Annotated in this window: 9 protein-coding genes, 2 tRNA genes and 3 rRNA genes; 13 read left to right on the forward strand and 1 reads right to left on the reverse strand. The window is 62.5% G+C overall.

Going from position 1 to position 16094, the window contains the following annotated elements:
• Nucleotides 1–26 precede the first annotated feature (26 nt).
• Nucleotides 27–1367, forward strand: a complete 1341-nt coding sequence (locus CUJ89_RS18415) for an MFS transporter (RefSeq protein ID WP_114178890.1) — start codon at nucleotides 27–29, stop codon at nucleotides 1365–1367.
• An 88-nt stretch (nucleotides 1368–1455) separates the two neighbouring features.
• Here the strand turns inward: CUJ89_RS18415 and CUJ89_RS18420 are convergent, their stop codons facing one another.
• Nucleotides 1456–2565, reverse strand: a complete 1110-nt coding sequence (locus tag CUJ89_RS18420; RefSeq protein WP_114181438.1) for a 2-aminoethylphosphonate--pyruvate transaminase — start codon at nucleotides 2563–2565, stop codon at nucleotides 1456–1458.
• A gap of 259 nt (nucleotides 2566–2824) precedes the next feature.
• On the opposite strand from CUJ89_RS18420, the gene phnS reads away from it, so the two are divergent.
• From phnS to rrf, 12 genes are all read left to right on the forward strand, one after another.
• Nucleotides 2825–3916, forward strand: coding sequence for a 2-aminoethylphosphonate ABC transporter substrate-binding protein (phnS, locus tag CUJ89_RS18430; protein WP_114178892.1), 1092 nt, complete (start codon nucleotides 2825–2827; stop codon nucleotides 3914–3916).
• 34 nt (nucleotides 3917–3950) lie between these two features.
• On the forward strand, nucleotides 3951–5054 hold the full coding sequence (phnT, locus tag CUJ89_RS18435; RefSeq protein WP_114178894.1) for a 2-aminoethylphosphonate ABC transport system ATP-binding subunit PhnT: 1104 nt from the start codon (nucleotides 3951–3953) through the stop codon (nucleotides 5052–5054).
• Complete coding sequence (gene phnU / locus CUJ89_RS18440) at nucleotides 5032–5952, forward strand: 2-aminoethylphosphonate ABC transporter permease subunit (RefSeq protein ID WP_114178896.1); 921 nt, start codon at nucleotides 5032–5034, stop codon at nucleotides 5950–5952. Before phnT ends, phnU begins: the two co-directional genes overlap by 23 nt.
• The gene (gene phnV, locus CUJ89_RS18445) at nucleotides 5942–6802 is read left to right on the forward strand and encodes a 2-aminoethylphosphonate ABC transport system, membrane component PhnV (protein ID WP_069749180.1); all 861 of its coding nucleotides are present in this window, start codon (nucleotides 5942–5944) and stop codon (nucleotides 6800–6802) included. The genes phnU and phnV overlap by 11 nt, the downstream gene beginning before the upstream one ends.
• Nucleotides 6799–8109, forward strand: coding sequence for a phosphonoacetate hydrolase (gene phnA, locus CUJ89_RS18450; protein WP_201752366.1), 1311 nt, complete (start codon nucleotides 6799–6801; stop codon nucleotides 8107–8109). Before phnV ends, phnA begins: the two co-directional genes overlap by 4 nt.
• Nucleotides 8106–9560 carry a phosphonoacetaldehyde dehydrogenase gene (gene phnY / locus CUJ89_RS18455; protein ID WP_114178898.1) on the forward strand — a complete coding sequence of 485 codons (1455 nt, stop codon included), beginning with the start codon at nucleotides 8106–8108 and terminating at the stop codon, nucleotides 9558–9560. The genes phnA and phnY overlap by 4 nt, the downstream gene beginning before the upstream one ends.
• A 4-nt stretch (nucleotides 9561–9564) precedes the next feature.
• Entirely contained in the window at nucleotides 9565–10116 is a 552-nt protein-coding gene (locus CUJ89_RS18460) for a phosphonate degradation HD-domain oxygenase (RefSeq protein WP_114178900.1), read from the forward strand.
• Between the two features lie 508 nt (nucleotides 10117–10624).
• Nucleotides 10625–12157 (forward strand): 16S ribosomal RNA (locus tag CUJ89_RS18470).
• Between the two features lie 62 nt (nucleotides 12158–12219).
• Nucleotides 12220–12296: transfer RNA gene (locus CUJ89_RS18475), tRNA-Ile, on the forward strand.
• Nucleotides 12297–12338: 42 nt separating this feature from the next.
• Nucleotides 12339–12414, forward strand: a tRNA-Ala gene (locus CUJ89_RS18480).
• Nucleotides 12415–12719: 305 nt separating this feature from the next.
• Nucleotides 12720–15601, forward strand: a 23S ribosomal RNA gene (locus tag CUJ89_RS18490).
• Nucleotides 15602–15751: 150 nt separating this feature from the next.
• Nucleotides 15752–15864, forward strand: a 5S ribosomal RNA gene (rrf, locus tag CUJ89_RS18495).
• The 16S, 23S and 5S rRNA genes sit together here with 2 tRNA genes alongside, the layout of an rRNA operon.
• Nucleotides 15865–16094 lie beyond the last annotated feature (230 nt).

The raw sequence follows: 16094 nt of genomic DNA on the forward strand, positions 1-16094 counted from the left end.
GAAAGAGACGAGACCAGGAGACAACCATGCAGCACACCACCCAGACGAACCCCGCGACGGCACGACCGGCGCAGGCGGCCGGCACCGTCCGGCGCACCTCGGCGCGCTACAAGATTCTCGCGCTGCTCGCGATCGGCACGATGATCAACTATCTCGACCGCACCGTGCTGGGGGTGGCTGCGCCGCAGCTCACCAAGGAGCTCGGCATCAACGCGGCCGTGATGGGCATCATGTTTTCCGCGTTTTCGTGGACGTACGTCGCGGCGCAGGTGCCCGGCGGCCTGGTTCTCGACCGTTTGGGCAGCAAGGTCACCTATTACTGGTCGATGACGCTGTGGTCGCTGTGCACGCTCCTGCAGGGCTTCGTGCCCGGCGTCGGGACGCTGCTCGCATGCCGCCTCGGTCTCGGCGTCGCGGAAGCGCCGTGCTTCCCGACCAACAGCCGCGTCGTCGCGACGTGGTTCCCGCAGAACGAGCGCGCGATGGCGACGGGCACCTATACCGTCGGCGAGTACATCGGCCTCGCGTTCTTCAGCCCGGTTCTGTTCGCGCTGATGGGCGCGTTCGGCTGGCGCTCGCTGTTCTGGGTCGTCGGCGCGGTCGGCATCGTGTTCGGCCTGGTCTGGTGGAAGTTCTATCACGAGCCGCGCAACCATCCTGGCGCGAATGCGGAAGAACTCGCCTACATCGAGGCGGGTGGCGGTCTCGTGCATGCCGCGAAGAAGGACGACAAGCCCGATCAGGCGAAATTCAGCTGGGCGATGGCCGGCAAGCTGCTGAAGAAGCGCCAGCTCGCGGGCATCTGCCTCGGCCAGTTCGCCGGCAATTCGACGCTCGTGTTCTTCCTGACCTGGTTCCCGACCTACCTCGCGACCGAGCGCCACATGGGCTGGCTGAAGATCGGCTTCTTCGCGGTGATGCCGTTCATCGCCGCGTCGATCGGCGTGATGTTCGGCGGGATCTTCTCCGACTGGCTGCTGCGCCGCGGCAAGTCCGCGAACCTTGCGCGCAAGCTGCCGATCATCGCGGGCCTGCTGCTCGCATCGACGATCATTCTCGCGAACTACGTGCAGAGCAACGAGGCCGTGATCGCGATCCTGTCGGTCGCATTCTTCGCGCAGGGGATGGCCGCGCTCGGCTGGACGCTCGTGTCGGACATCGCGCCGGACGGCCTGCTCGGCGTGACGGGCGGCATCTTCAACTTCGCGGCGAACCTGGCCGGCATCATCACGCCGCTCGTCGTCGGCTTCATCGTTGCGTCGACCGGGTCGTTCGTCGGCGCGCTCGTGTTCATCGGCGTGATCGCGCTGATCGGCGCGCTGTCGTACATCTTCGTCGTCGGCGACATCAAGCGGATCGAGCTGTAAGCATCGGCTCCACGCACATCTCGTGCGTTCGCCCGGCGGCCGGTTGGCCGCCGGGCTTTTTTGTTTTTGAGCCGGTCGATGTGCTGCGTTACGCGCGCTGCACGGCGATGCCGAGCGATTCGACCGCCTGCGCGATCGCTGCGACCGCGCGCCGGATGTCGTTGGCATCGATCGCGCCGATGCAGCCGACGCGGAACGTCTCGAGCTGCGTGAGCTTGCCTGGATACAGGATGAAGCCCGCATGGCGCACCGCGTCGTAGAAGCGGCGGAAATCGTAGGCCGGATGATCGGGCGCGTGGAACGTGACGATCACCGGCGCCTGCACGCTCGCGTCGAGGAACGGCGCGAAGCCGAGCGCGCGCATCGATTCGACCAGCGTCCGGCAGTTGTCCAGATAGCGCGCGCCGCGCGCGGGCTGGCCGCCTTCGGCGAGGTACTGGTCGAGCGCGGCGCGCAGCGCGGCGATCACATGCGTCGGCGGCGTGAAGCGCCACTGGCCCGTCTTGCGCAGGTACGCGTACTGATCTTGGAGATCGAGCGCGAGCGACGGCGAGTTGCCTTCGCTCGAGTCGAGCGCGTCGCGCCGCACGATCGCGAAACCCATCCCCGGCACGCCTTCCAGGCATTTGCCGCTCGCCGAGATCAGCGCGTCGATGCCGCTGTCCGCCAGCGCGATCGGCAGCGCGCCGAACGAACTCATCGCGTCGACGATCAGCCGCTTGCCGTGCCGCCGGCACACGGCCGCGATCGCGTCGAGTGGATTCAGGATGCCGGCGCTCGTCTCCAGGTGCACGAGCGCGACGTGCGTGATGCGCGGCTCACGGGCGAACGCGGCCTCGACCGCTGCCGCGTCGACGGCCGCGTCCTCGCCGAACGGCAACGCGATCGCGTCGATGTCGAGCCGGCCGAGGATCTTCAGGATGCGCGTGCAATACGCGCCGTTGTCGGGCACGAGTACGACGCCGTCGCGCGGCACCAGCGTGCCGAGCGCGGCTTCGACCGAGAACGTGCCGCTGCCCTGCATCGGCACGCACACATACTCGTCGCCGCCGCGCGCGATGGTCACGAGATCCGCACAGACGCTGGCCGTCAACTGGTTGAAAGCCGCGTCCCACGACCCCCAGTCATGTTGCATTGCGTGGCGAGTTGTGGCGGACGTGGTGAGCGGGCCGGGCGTGAGCAGGATCGGATCGGGCATGTTTTTTCTCCAGCGAAGCGCGAACGAAACGCCGGGCGGCATTTCTGCAATGACTTGCATGATAGTGGCAAAATGTGTCATTTTTTGGAAATTGTGGCACTCGTCACGGGTTTGTCACCGAACGCTGTGATCCTTCGGTTGCCGCGCGAAACCAACCGCAGCGCGGCGGCGAGGCGGGCCGTTGACCGGCCTGCCCGGAGATAAAACAGGAGCCGGATTGTGCGCCGGCCGTTTGGTGTTCCGCCTACGGAGAAGTGAGATGACACTGCAGAATTCCTCGCGCGCCGCTGCCGGCGCGTTCCGCAAGCTCGCGCTGGCCGCCTGCGCCGCCGGTCTGCTGCAAGGCGCCGCGATGCCGGCGCACGCGGCAAACGCGGTCGTGCTGTATACGGCGGACGGTCTCGAGAACCTCTATCGCGATGTGCTGCCGGCCTTCGAGAAGAAGGAAGGCGTCAAGGTCAACATCGTGACGGCGGGCAGCGGCGAGGTCGTCAACCGCGCGAACATCGAGAAGAATTCCCCGAAGGCCGACGTGATCGTCACGCTGCCGCCGTTCATCCAGCAGGCCGGCCAGATGGGCCTGCTGCAGCCGTACCAGAGCGTGAACTACAAGAACGTGCCGGCGATCGCGAAGGCCGAGGACGGCACGTGGGCGACGTTCGTGAACAACTACTTCTCGTTCGCGATCAACCCGGACGTCGTGAAGAACCAGCCGAAGACGTTCGCCGACCTGCTGTCGCCGAGCTACGCCGGCAAGGTCGCGTACTCGAACCCGGCGACCGCCGGCGACGGGATGGCCGTGCTGATCCTGACGACCACGCTGATGGGCGAGGACAAGGCGTTCGACTACCTCGCGAAGCTGTCGCAGAGTGTGAAGTTCCACACGAAGGGCACGGGCTACCTGAACGTGCTGCTGTCGCGTAACGAGATCAGCGTCGCGAACGGCGACCTGCAGATGGATCTCGACGACGCCGAGCACGGCGCGCTGTCCGTCAAGCCGATCTTCCTCGCAGCGAAGGCAGGCGACCAGCCGACCACGTTCCAGCTCCCGTACGGCATCGGCCTGATCAAGAGCGGCCCGAACCAGGACGTCGGCAAGAAGCTGATCGACTATCTGATGTCGACGGAAGTGCAGTCGAAGGTTCCGGACATGTACGGCATCCCGGGCCGCACGGACGTGCCGCTGGCCGGCAAGAACGGCGAGGCGGTCAAGAAGGCGATCGCGGGCGTGAAGCTGATCCCGGTCGACTGGAACCAGGTGATGGCGAAGAAGCCGGTGTGGATCGAGCGCTGGAAGAAGGACGTGATCGGCAGCTCGGGCAAGCAGCTCGACGTCGTCAAGCCGAAGTGATCGGCGCGCGCCGCCTGTATTAGTGAGCAAGAGGATGAACCCGGTGGAAACCACCCTGACCCATCCCGGCGCATTCGGCGCCGCCGAACCGCACGCGACGCTGCGGTCCGGCGCGCCGGGCGGCGTGCAGATCGAGCACCTGGGCGTGCGCTACGGCGCACGCACGGTGCTGGAAGATCTGTCGCTGTCGATCGGCGCCGGTGAATTTCTGACCGTGCTCGGCAAGAGCGGCTGCGGCAAGACCACGCTGCTGCGCTTCATCGCCGGGTTCGTGAAGGCCGACGGCCTGACCGGCACGCTGACCGTTGCCGGACGTGACCTGACCTATGCGCCGCCGCACAAGCGCAATCTCGGTCTGCTGTTCCAGAATTACGCGCTGTTCCCGCACCTGTCGGTGTTCGAGAACGTCGCATTCGGGCTGCGCGCGCGCGGCATGGCGTCGTCGGAAGTGACGCGACGCGTCGCCGACGCGTTGAAGCTCGTGCAACTCGGCGATGCGGGCCACCACCTGCCCGCGCAACTGTCGGGCGGGATGCAGCAGCGCGTCGCGCTGGCCCGCGCGCTCGTGATCGAGCCGGACGTGCTGTTGCTCGACGAGCCGCTGTCGGCGCTCGACGCCAACCTGCGCGCGTCGGTGCGCAGCGAACTGAAGGCGCTGCACGAGCGCCTGCCGAACCTGACCGTCGTCTGCGTGACGCACGACCGCGACGACGCGCTCGTGCTGTCCGACCGCGCGCTGCTGATGCGCGACGGCCGCATCGCGCAACTCGGCACGCCGCAGCAGTTGTACGACGCGCCGCAGGACGGCTACGTCGCCCGCTATCTCGGCCCGGCGAACCTGCTGCCGCCGCATGTGATCTTCCCGCTCGGCGATCCGCGCCACGAAGTGCGCGGCAAGGTCGCGTGCGTGCGCCCCGAGCGCCTGACCGTGATGCCGCCCGCTGCGGGCGGCCTGCACGGCACGGTGTCGTCCGTCGAATGGCAGGGCGCGGACCTGTCGATCGCGGTCGTGATCGACGCGGCGCCTGAAGAACCCGTGCGCGTCACGATGCAACGCGGCCGCGGCGCGGCCCCCGAGCGCGGTGCGCGCGTTTCCCTGCATTGCGAGGCAGACGATGTCATCCTTATCGAGCCCTGACGCCGGCCTGCCGCCGCACGTGCTCGCGTCGGCCGCCGCGCATGCCGCCGTCGCGCGGCGCCGCAAGCGCATGGGCGACCTGCACCTGGCCGCACTCGCGATCGTCGTGCTGGGCCCGCTCGTCGTCTATCCGCTGGTGCGGCTTGTGCTGCTGAGCGTGTCGGGCGATCACGGGCTGAGTTTTGCCGCGTACCGGACGTTCTTCGGCAACCCCGACACGCGCAACGTGCTGCTGACGACGCTCGGCGTGCTGTTCACCAGCGCCGGCACCGCGTCGGTGCTCGGCGTGCTGCTGGCCGCGCTGCTGTTCTTCAAGCCGTTTCCGGGCGCGTCGCTCGTCACGCGCTTCCTGGAACTGTACGTCGCGTTTCCGTCGTTCCTCGTCGCGTTCACGCTGATCTTCCTGTACGGCTCGCAAGGCTCGATCAGCATCGCGCTGCAGCACCTGTTCCATCTCGAGAATCCGCCGCTCGATTTCCTGTTCGGCATCGGCGGCGTGATTCTCGCGCAGACCGTGTTCTATACGCCGTTCGTCGTGCGGCCGACGCTCGCGTCGTTCGCGACGCTCGACCTGCGGCTGATCGAAGCCGCGCGCAGCCTCGGCGCGCCCGGCTGGATGCTCGCGCGCCGCGTCGTGCTGCCGATCGCGTGGCCGGGCATCGCCGCCGGCACCGTGCTGTGTTTCCTGTTGACGCTGAACGAGTTCGGGATCCTGCTGGTGCTCGGCAGCGCGCGGCTCGTGACGCTGCCGGTCGCGATCTACAGCAGCGCGACCGTCGATCTCGACTTGCCGACCGCGTCGGCCGGCGCGGTCGTGATGCTTGCGCTGTCGCTGGCGCTGTATGCGGTTTATCGCCGGGTGAACCGGCGTGCGACGGGAGGGAACGATGTCCGCTGAATTCCGTATCGGGCAGGCCGTGCCGCGCCACCAGATCGGCTGGAGCGACGCGCTGCTCAAGCATGCGTCGCGCGCGGCGCTCGCGCTGGCCGCATTCGCATGCTTCTGGCTGTTCGTGCTGCCCGTCGTCGTCGTCGCGCTGTCAAGCGTGGCGACGCAGTGGTCGGGCACGATTTTGCCGGCCGGCTACAGCCTGCGCTGGTTCGAGCGGCTCGGGTCGCCCGAATACGACGCGCTGCTGACGAGCCTCGAGATCGGCTTCGGCGTGTCGGCGATCGGCACGATCCTCGGGCTGTGGCTCGCGCTCGCGCTCGAAGGGCGCGACCGGCGCGGCCTCGGCGCGGTCGTCGATGCGCTCGTGATGGTGCCGAACGGCGTGCCGAGCGTCGTGCTCGGGCTCGCGGTGCTGATCGCGTATCACCAGAAGCCGGTCGACCTGTCGAGCTCGGCGGCGATCGTCGTGCTCGTGCAGCTCGCGCTGATTTTGCCGTTCTGCTATCGCTGCGCGGCTGCCGCGCTGCGTCCGGAGCTGACCGTGCTGCGCGAAGCCGCGGCAAGCCTCGGCGCGCCGCCCGCGATGGTGCTGCGCCGCGTGCTGCTGCCGCAGCTCGTGCCGGCGCTGCGCGCGAGCCTCGCACTCGGCTTCGCGCTGTCGCTCGGCGAGCTCGGCGCGACGCTGACGGTTTATCCGCCCGGCTTCGCGACCGTGCCGATCGTCGTGATCGGCCAGGTGGAGCGCGGCTACTACCTCCCGGCCTCGGCGCTGTCGCTGCTGATGCTCGGCGCGTCGCTCGCGGCGCTGCTGCTGATCGCCGCGCGCGTGCCGCGCGGCAAGCGGGCGGCATCATGAACGCCGCGTTCGCATTGCGGCTGCCCGGCGAGCACCCCGTGCCGGGCAAGGCCTCGACGGATCTCGCGGGACGCTCCGTCGACGTCAACGGCCGGCGCTACCGGCTGCCGGTCGAGCCGACCGTCGTCGTCTGCGTCGACGGCTGCGAGTACGACTATCTCGAACGGGCGGTGGAAGCGGGCGTCGCGCCGTTCATCGGCCGGATGATCGCGGAAGGCACGGCCTGGCGCGCCGATTGCGTCGTGCCGACCTTCACCAACCCGAACAACCTGTCGATCGTCTGCGGCGTGCCGCCGTCGGTCCACGGGATCTGCGGCAACTACTTCTGGGACGCCACCGCCGACGGCGGGCGCGGCGCCGAAGTCATGATGAACGACCCGGCCTATCTGCGCGCCGGCACGCTGCTCGCGGCGGCGTCCGACGCCGGCGCGCGGGTGGCCGTCGTGACGGCGAAGGACAAGCTGCGCCGGCTGCTCGGCTGGCAACTGAACGGCATCTGCTTTTCCGCCGAGAAGGCTGCGCAGGCGAATCTCGCGGAAAACGGGATCGTCGACGTGCTCGACTGGGTCGGCCTGCCGTCGCCGGATGTTTACAGCGCGGCATTGTCCGAATTCGTGTTCGCGGCCGGCGTGCGGCTCGCGCAGACACGGCAGGTCGACCTGATGTACCTGTCGACCACCGACTACGTGCAGCACAAGTGCGAGCCCGGCAGTGCCGGCGCGAACGCGTTCTACGCGATGATGGACGGTTACCTCGCGCAGCTCGACGCGCTCGGCTGGGCGATCGGGCTCACGGCCGATCACGGGATGAACGCGAAGCACGATCCCGCGACCGGCCGGCCGAACGTGATCTATCTGCAGGATGCGTTCGACGGCTGGTACGGCGCGCAGGCTGCGCGCGTGATCCTGCCGATTACCGATCCGTACGTCGTGCACCACGGCGCGCTCGGCTCGTTTGCGACGATCTATCTGGCGCCGGGCGTCGACCGCACCGAGGCGATGTGGCGCGTGGGCGGGCTCGACGGCGTCGAGCTCGTGCTCGATAACGCGGAAGCCGCCGCGCGCTTCGAACTGCCGGCCGACCGGATCGGCGATCTCGTCGTGATCGGCCGTCGTGACATGACGCTCGGCACGCGCGAGCGCGAACACGATCTGTCCGGCCTCACGGTGCCGCTGCGTTCGCATGGCGGCGTGTCGGAACAGGAAGTACCGCTGCTGTTCAATCGCCGTATCGAGCGGGACGATCCCGCACGTCGCCCGCGGAACTTCGACGTGTTCGATTTCGTGCTGAACCGGATCGCGACATGATGGCTCATCCCCGACAGGATCACCCGGCGTTTCGCGCGGAGGCGTTGCGCTGGTGCGGCACGCGCGCGGTGCGCGAGCGCACCCTCGACGTCACGGACCCGTACTCGGGCATGCGCGTCGGCACCGCGCCGCTTGCCAGCGTCGACGACGTGCGCGCGGCATTCGATTACGCGATGGCGTACCGGCCGACGCTCACGCGCTACGAGCGCTCGCAGATCCTCGAACGTGCGGCCGCGCTGCTGCGCGAGCGCACCGAGGAAGCGTCCGACCTGATCACGCTCGAGTCGGGGCTGTCGAAACAGGATTCGCGCTACGAGATCGGCCGCGTTGCCGACGTGCTGAAGTTCGCGGCAATCGAGGCGCTGCGGGACGACGCGCAAAGTTTCTCGTGCGACCTGACGCCCCACGGCAAGGCGCGGCGCGTGTTCTCGCAGCGGCAGCCGCTCGACGGTGTGATCGTTGCGATCACGCCGTTCAATCATCCGATGAACCAGGTTGCGCACAAGATCGCGCCGGCGATCGCGACCAACAACCGCGTGATCGTGAAGCCGTCTGAGAAGGTGCCGCTGTCGGCGTTCTATCTGGCCGATCTGCTGGTCGAGGCCGGGCTGCCTGAGCCGATGCTGCAGGTGCTGACCGGCGATCCGCGCGAGATCGCTGACGAGCTCGTCACGCATCCGCATGCGTCGCTGATTACGTTTACGGGCGGCGTGGCGATCGGCAAGGCGATTGCCGCGCGGGCCGGCTACCGCCGCATCGTGCTGGAACTGGGCGGCAACGATCCGCTGATCGTCCTCGAAGACGCCGATCTCGAACGCGCGGCGTCGCTGGCGGTGCTCGGCTCGTATCGGAATTCGGGCCAGCGGTGCACGGCCGTCAAGCGGCTGCTGGTGCAGCGCTCGATCGCGCCCGCCTTCACCGAGTTGCTCGTCGAGAAGACGCGCGCATGGAAGTACGGCGATCCGTTCGATCCCGCGAACGAAATGGGCACGGTGATCGACGAGGCGGCGGCGCGGCTGTTCGAGGCGCGGGTCGGAGAGGCGGTCGCGCAGGGCGCACGCCTGCTGACCGGCAACGTGCGACGCGGCGCGCTTTATGCGCCGACCGTGCTCGACAACGTCGATCCGTCGATGACGATCGTGCGCGAGGAGACGTTTGGTCCCGTGTCGCCTGTCATTGCGTTCGACACGATCGACGACGCGATCCGGATCAGCAACGGGACGGCGTTCGGGCTGTCGTCGGGTGTCTGTACGGACAGTGCGGCGGCGGTCGTGCGGTTCGTGAACGAGCTGAACGTCGGCACCGTGAATGTGTGGGAGGTGCCCGGTTACCGGATCGAGCTGTCGCCGTTCGGCGGGATCAAGGATTCGGGGCTCGGTTACAAGGAAGGCGTTCAGGAGGCGATGAAGAGCTTTACGAACCTGAAGACGTTTTCGCTGCCTTGGGAGTGAACGAATGGCATTGACGGTTGAACAGATCCACGGGCTGTATCGCGAGCATGGTCATGTGGCCTACAGCGGGGAGCCCGTGACCCAGCTCGAGCATGCGCTGCAGAGCGGATTGCTGGCGGAGGCGGCGGGGGCCGGCGAAGCGCTGGTCGCGGCGGCGTTCCTGCATGACCTCGGGCATCTGCTGAATCGCCAGGGAGAGACGCCGAGCGCGCGCGGGATCGACGATCTGCATCAGTATTACGTGCTGCCGTTCCTGCGGCCGCTGTTTTCCGATGCGGTGCTGGAACCGATCCGGTTGCACGTCGACGCGAAGCGCTGCCTGTGCCGCACGGACGCCGGCTACTTCGAGAGCCTGTCGCCGGACTCGGTGCGCAGCCTCGCGCTGCAGGGCGGCATCTTCAGTGAAGAGGAGACGGCGGCGTTCCTGCAGCGCCCGTTCGCGGAGGACGCGCTGCGCCTGCGCCGCTGGGACGATACGGCGAAGGAAGAAGGAAAGGCGACGCCGGATCTCGATCACTATATGGAGATCGTCGAGCGCCAGGTGCGCGCGGCCTGACGGTTCGGTTGCTTCTATTTAAGGCCCCGCACTCGGCAGCGTGCGGGGCCTTAAATTTTTTCGGGAAACCCCTTGCGCATCTCTCGATGGCTGCCTACAATCACGCCTCTTTCGCGCTAACGGAAACGCGGCGCGGAAGAGGGGAAGCGAAGTCGGTGGTGTGCAGCGGTTGGGGCGCACGGCTGACGCAGGAAGATGGACCCCGCAGTCGCAACGAAGCAGTTAAAAAGTTGTTGACGATCTGCGAAACACGGTTCATAATCTCGCTTCTCTGCTGCTGAAAACGCAGCGCTGCTGAGAAACGAAACGGTTCTCGCAGACATGCTCTTTAAAAATTAACAGCCGATAAGTGTGGGCGCTTGATGGAAGCGAGCTGATCTTCGGATCAGATAGCGAAAGTATCAAGAGTCTCACACTAAAGTAAGTCAGGTTCATGAAGCAATTCATGTTCCTGTCAGCTTTGAGTGAGCGACCGGTTCTTAACTGAACCGAAAACAGTAACAGGTTTAAACTGAAGAGTTTGATCCTGGCTCAGATTGAACGCTGGCGGCATGCCTTACACATGCAAGTCGAACGGCAGCACGGGTGCTTGCACCTGGTGGCGAGTGGCGAACGGGTGAGTAATACATCGGAACATGTCCTGTAGTGGGGGATAGCCCGGCGAAAGCCGGATTAATACCGCATACGATCTACGGATGAAAGCGGGGGACCTTCGGGCCTCGCGCTATAGGGTTGGCCGATGGCTGATTAGCTAGTTGGTGGGGTAAAGGCCTACCAAGGCGACGATCAGTAGCTGGTCTGAGAGGACGACCAGCCACACTGGGACTGAGACACGGCCCAGACTCCTACGGGAGGCAGCAGTGGGGAATTTTGGACAATGGGCGAAAGCCTGATCCAGCAATGCCGCGTGTGTGAAGAAGGCCTTCGGGTTGTAAAGCACTTTTGTCCGGAAAGAAAACCTCTGCCCTAATACGGCGGGGGGATGACGGTACCGGAAGAATAAGCACCGGCTAACTACGTGCCAGCAGCCGCGGTAATACGTAGGGTGCGAGCGTTAATCGGAATTACTGGGCGTAAAGCGTGCGCAGGCGGTTTGTTAAGACCGATGTGAAATCCCCGGGCTCAACCTGGGAACTGCATTGGTGACTGGCAAGCTAGAGTATGGCAGAGGGGGGTAGAATTCCACGTGTAGCAGTGAAATGCGTAGAGATGTGGAGGAATACCGATGGCGAAGGCAGCCCCCTGGGCCAATACTGACGCTCATGCACGAAAGCGTGGGGAGCAAACAGGATTAGATACCCTGGTAGTCCACGCCCTAAACGATGTCAACTAGTTGTTGGGGATTCATTTCCTTAGTAACGTAGCTAACGCGTGAAGTTGACCGCCTGGGGAGTACGGTCGCAAGATTAAAACTCAAAGGAATTGACGGGGACCCGCACAAGCGGTGGATGATGTGGATTAATTCGATGCAACGCGAAAAACCTTACCTACCCTTGACATGGTCGGAATCCTGCTGAGAGGTGGGAGTGCTCGAAAGAGAACCGATACACAGGTGCTGCATGGCTGTCGTCAGCTCGTGTCGTGAGATGTTGGGTTAAGTCCCGCAACGAGCGCAACCCTTGTCCTTAGTTGCTACGCAAGAGCACTCTAAGGAGACTGCCGGTGACAAACCGGAGGAAGGTGGGGATGACGTCAAGTCCTCATGGCCCTTATGGGTAGGGCTTCACACGTCATACAATGGTCGGAACAGAGGGTTGCCAACCCGCGAGGGGGAGCTAATCCCAGAAAACCGATCGTAGTCCGGATCGCACTCTGCAACTCGAGTGCGTGAAGCTGGAATCGCTAGTAATCGCGGATCAGCATGCCGCGGTGAATACGTTCCCGGGTCTTGTACACACCGCCCGTCACACCATGGGAGTGGGTTTTACCAGAAGTGGCTAGTCTAACCGCAAGGAGGACGGTCACCACGGTAGGATTCATGACTGGGGTGAAGTCGTAACAAGGTAGCCGTATCGGAAGGTGCGGCTGGATCACCTCCTTTCTAGAGCTATCTCGCGAAGTTGAGCGCTCACGCTTATCGGCTGTAAATTAAGACAGACTCAGGGGTCTGTAGCTCAGTTGGTTAGAGCACCGTCTTGATAAGGCGGGGGTCGTTGGTTCGAATCCAACCAGACCCACCAAGTTGTCTGGCGTAAGTAACCTGAGGAAGTCTCTGTATATATGGGGGCATAGCTCAGCTGGGAGAGCACCTGCTTTGCAAGCAGGGGGTCGTCGGTTCGATCCCGTCTGCCTCCACCAATCACCAACGCTAAGTGCTTGGTTCAGACACTGAACCGAGAATTTTGCATTGGCGATTGAGCCAGTCAGAGTGATATGAGTGAAAACCATATCGGCTGTCGTTCTTTAACAATCTGGAAGAAGTAAGTAATTTGGATAGCGGAAGCGTCTATGAGATGGACGTGGAAACTATCCGGGTTGTGATTGTATCGATGTATCTCAAGATGATTCGAACTTCATGTTCGGCTCAATTGGAATACGGCACAAATGCGAGAACTCAACCTGTAGCGACTGTAGCGTCGAAAGATGAGACAGACTCGTTATAGGGTCAAGCGAACAAGTGCATGTGGTGGATGCCTTGGCGATCACAGGCGATGAAGGACGCGGTAGCCTGCGAAAAGCTACGGGGAGCTGGCAAACGAGCTTTGATCCGTAGATGTCCGAATGGGGAAACCCACTCCTTTTGGAGTATCCATGGCTGAATACATAGGCCATGTGAAGCGAACGCGGTGAACTGAAACATCTAAGTAACCGCAGGAAAAGAAATCAACCGAGATTCCCAAAGTAGTGGCGAGCGAAATGGGATGAGCCTTGTACTCTTTATTTGTATTGTTAGCCGAACGCTCTGGAAAGTGCGGCCATAGCGGGTGATAGCCCCGTAGGCGAAAACAGTATGAAAGAACTAAGTGTACGACAAGTAGGGCGGGACACGTGAAATCCTGTCTGAAGATGGGGGGACCATCCTCCAAGGCTAAATACTCGTGATCGACCGATAGTGAACCAGTACCGTGAGGGAAAGGTGAAAAGAACCCCGGGAGGGGAGTGAAATAGATCCTGAAACCGCATGCATACAAACAGTCGGAGCCTCGCAAGGGGTGACGGCGTACCTTTTGTATAATGGGTCAGCGACTTACGTTCAGTAGCAAGCTTAACCGTATAGGGCAGGCGTAGCGAAAGCGAGTCCGAATAGGGCGTTCAGTTGCTGGGCGTAGACCCGAAACCAAGTGATCTATCCATGGCCAGGATGAAGGTGCGGTAACACGTACTGGAGGTCCGAACCCACTAACGTTGAAAAGTTAGGGGATGAGCTGTGGATAGGGGTGAAAGGCTAAACAAACTTGGAAATAGCTGGTTCTCTCCGAAAACTATTTAGGTAGTGCCTCGTGTCTCACCTTCGGGGGTAGAGCACTGTCATGGTTGGGGGGTCCATTGCGGATTACCCCGCCATAGCAAACTCCGAATACCGAAGAGTGCAATCACGGGAGACAGACATCGGGTGCTAACGTCCGGTGTCAAGAGGGAAACAACCCAGACCGCCAGCTAAGGTCCCCAAATATAGCTAAGTGGGAAACGAAGTGGGAAGGCTAAAACAGTCAGGAGGTTGGCTTAGAAGCAGCCACCCTTTAAAGAAAGCGTAATAGCTCACTGATCGAGTCGTCCTGCGCGGAAGATGTAACGGGGCTAAGCTATATACCGAAGCTGCGGATGCGAGCTATGCTCGCATGGTAGGAGAGCGTTCCGTAAGCCTGCGAAGGTGCGTTGAAAAGCGTGCTGGAGGTATCGGAAGTGCGAATGCTGACATGAGTAGCGATAAAGGGGGTGAAAGGCCCCCTCGCCGTAAGCCCAAGGTTTCCTACGCAACGTTCATCGGCGTAGGGTGAGTCGGCCCCTAAGGCGAGGCAGAAATGCGTAGCTGATGGGAAGCAGGTCAATATTCCTGCACCATTGTTAGATGCGATGGGGGGACGGATCGCGGAAGGTTGTCCGGGTGTTGGAAGTCCCGGTCGCTGCATTGGAGAAGGCGCTTAGGCAAATCCGGGCGCGGGATTCAAGGGTGTGGCGCGAGCTCCTTCGGGAGCGAAGCAATTGGAAGTGGTTCCAAGAAAAGCCTCTAAGCTTCAGTCTAACGATGACCGTACCGCAAACCGACACAGGTGGGCGAGATGAGTATTCTAAGGCGCTTGAGAGAACTCGGGAGAAGGAACTCGGCAAATTGGTACCGTAACTTCGGGATAAGGTACGCCCTTGTAGCTTGATGCCCCTGCGGGCAAAGGGTGAAGGGGTTGCAATAAACTGGTGGCTGCGACTGTTTAATAAAAACACAGCACTCTGCAAACACGAAAGTGGACGTATAGGGTGTGACGCCTGCCCGGTGCCGGAAGATTAAATGATGGGGTGCAAGCTCTTGATTGAAGTCCCGGTAAACGGCGGCCGTAACTATAACGGTCCTAAGGTAGCGAAATTCCTTGTCGGGTAAGTTCCGACCTGCACGAATGGCGTAACGATGGCCACACTGTCTCCTCCCGAGACTCAGCGAAGTTGAAGTGTTTGTGATGATGCAATCTACCCGCGGCTAGACGGAAAGACCCCATGAACCTTTACTGTAGCTTTGCATTGGACTTTGAACCGATCTGTGTAGGATAGGTGGGAGGCTATGAAACCGGAACGCTAGTTTCGGTGGAGCCGTCCTTGAAATACCACCCTGGTTTGTTTGAGGTTCTAACCTTGGCCCGTGATCCGGGTCGGGGACAGTGCATGGTAGGCAGTTTGACTGGGGCGGTCTCCTCCCAAAGCGTAACGGAGGAGTACGAAGGTACGCTAGGTACGGTCGGAAATCGTGCTGATAGTGCAATGGCATAAGCGTGCTTAACTGCGAGACCGACAAGTCGAGCAGGTGCGAAAGCAGGTCATAGTGATCCGGTGGTTCTGTATGGAAGGGCCATCGCTCAACGGATAAAAGGTACTCTGGGGATAACAGGCTGATACCGCCCAAGAGTTCATATCGACGGCGGTGTTTGGCACCTCGATGTCGGCTCATCTCATCCTGGGGCTGTAGCCGGTCCCAAGGGTATGGCTGTTCGCCATTTAAAGAGGTACGTGAGCTGGGTTTAAAACGTCGTGAGACAGTTTGGTCCCTATCTGCCGTGGGCGTTGGATATTTGAAGGGGGCTGCTCCTAGTACGAGAGGACCGGAGTGGACGAACCTCTGGTGTACCGGTTGTCACGCCAGTGGCATCGCCGGGTAGCTATGTTCGGAAGAGATAACCGCTGAAAGCATCTAAGCGGGAAACTCGCCTTAAGATGAGATATCCCTGGGGACTAGATCCCCTTGAAGGGTCGTTCGAGACCAGGACGTTGATAGGTCAGGTGTGTAAGCGCAGTAATGCGTTCAGCTAACTGATACTAATTGCCCGTAAGGCTTGATCCTATAACAAGTCTGCCTTGTAGATGAGCGCCGTGCCGATGCACGGGCTGCCATCCGAGAGACTGGTTGGATTCTCGTGTGTGATACACACAACCTAATTACTGCTTCTTCCAAGATTGGTCGCGCTGCGAAGCAACGCGACAACCCTCTTTGCCTGATGACCATAGCGAGTCGGCCCCACCCCTTCCCATCCCGAACAGGACCGTGAAACGACTCTACGCCGATGATAGTGCGGGTTCCCGTGTGAAAGTAGGTAATCGTCAGGCTCCCTAAGCCAGAAACCCCCGCCCGAAAGGCGGGGGTTTTTGCATTTCAGCGGTCGAAATGGTAGCCGGGCAGCGGAGAGGCTGCGCGGCGGGATCCGGGGCGCTGAAGACGTCGATTCAGGCACCTGCCGTTCGCGAGCGATCCGCAGTTCTGCAGCACTGAAATCTTCAGTCACCTTCCTCTACACACCACATCAATCCGCCCCGTCAGCGCCCGGCAAATGTCGATG

Source organism: Burkholderia pyrrocinia (genome assembly GCF_003330765.1).
GTDB classification, from domain to species: domain Bacteria; phylum Pseudomonadota; class Gammaproteobacteria; order Burkholderiales; family Burkholderiaceae; genus Burkholderia; species Burkholderia pyrrocinia_B.

Bases quoted from the DNA above. Each gene is read 5' to 3' on its own strand.
- phnU (WP_114178896.1), top strand. From the start codon at position 5,032: ATGTCATCCTTATCGAGCCCTGACGCCGGCCTGCCGCCGCACGTGCTC.
- CUJ89_RS18460 (WP_114178900.1), top strand. From the start codon at position 9,565: ATGGCATTGACGGTTGAACAGATCCACGGGCTGTATCGCGAGCATGGT.
- phnT (WP_114178894.1), top strand. From the start codon at position 3,951: ATGAACCCGGTGGAAACCACCCTGACCCATCCCGGCGCATTCGGCGCC.
- phnY (WP_114178898.1), top strand. From the start codon at position 8,106: ATGATGGCTCATCCCCGACAGGATCACCCGGCGTTTCGCGCGGAGGCG.
- phnS (WP_114178892.1), top strand. From the start codon at position 2,825: ATGACACTGCAGAATTCCTCGCGCGCCGCTGCCGGCGCGTTCCGCAAG.
- CUJ89_RS18415 (WP_114178890.1), top strand. From the start codon at position 27: ATGCAGCACACCACCCAGACGAACCCCGCGACGGCACGACCGGCGCAG.
- phnA (WP_201752366.1), top strand. From the start codon at position 6,799: ATGAACGCCGCGTTCGCATTGCGGCTGCCCGGCGAGCACCCCGTGCCG.
- CUJ89_RS18420 (WP_114181438.1), bottom strand. From the start codon at position 2,565: ATGCCCGATCCGATCCTGCTCACGCCCGGCCCGCTCACCACGTCCGCC.
- phnV (WP_069749180.1), top strand. From the start codon at position 5,942: ATGTCCGCTGAATTCCGTATCGGGCAGGCCGTGCCGCGCCACCAGATC.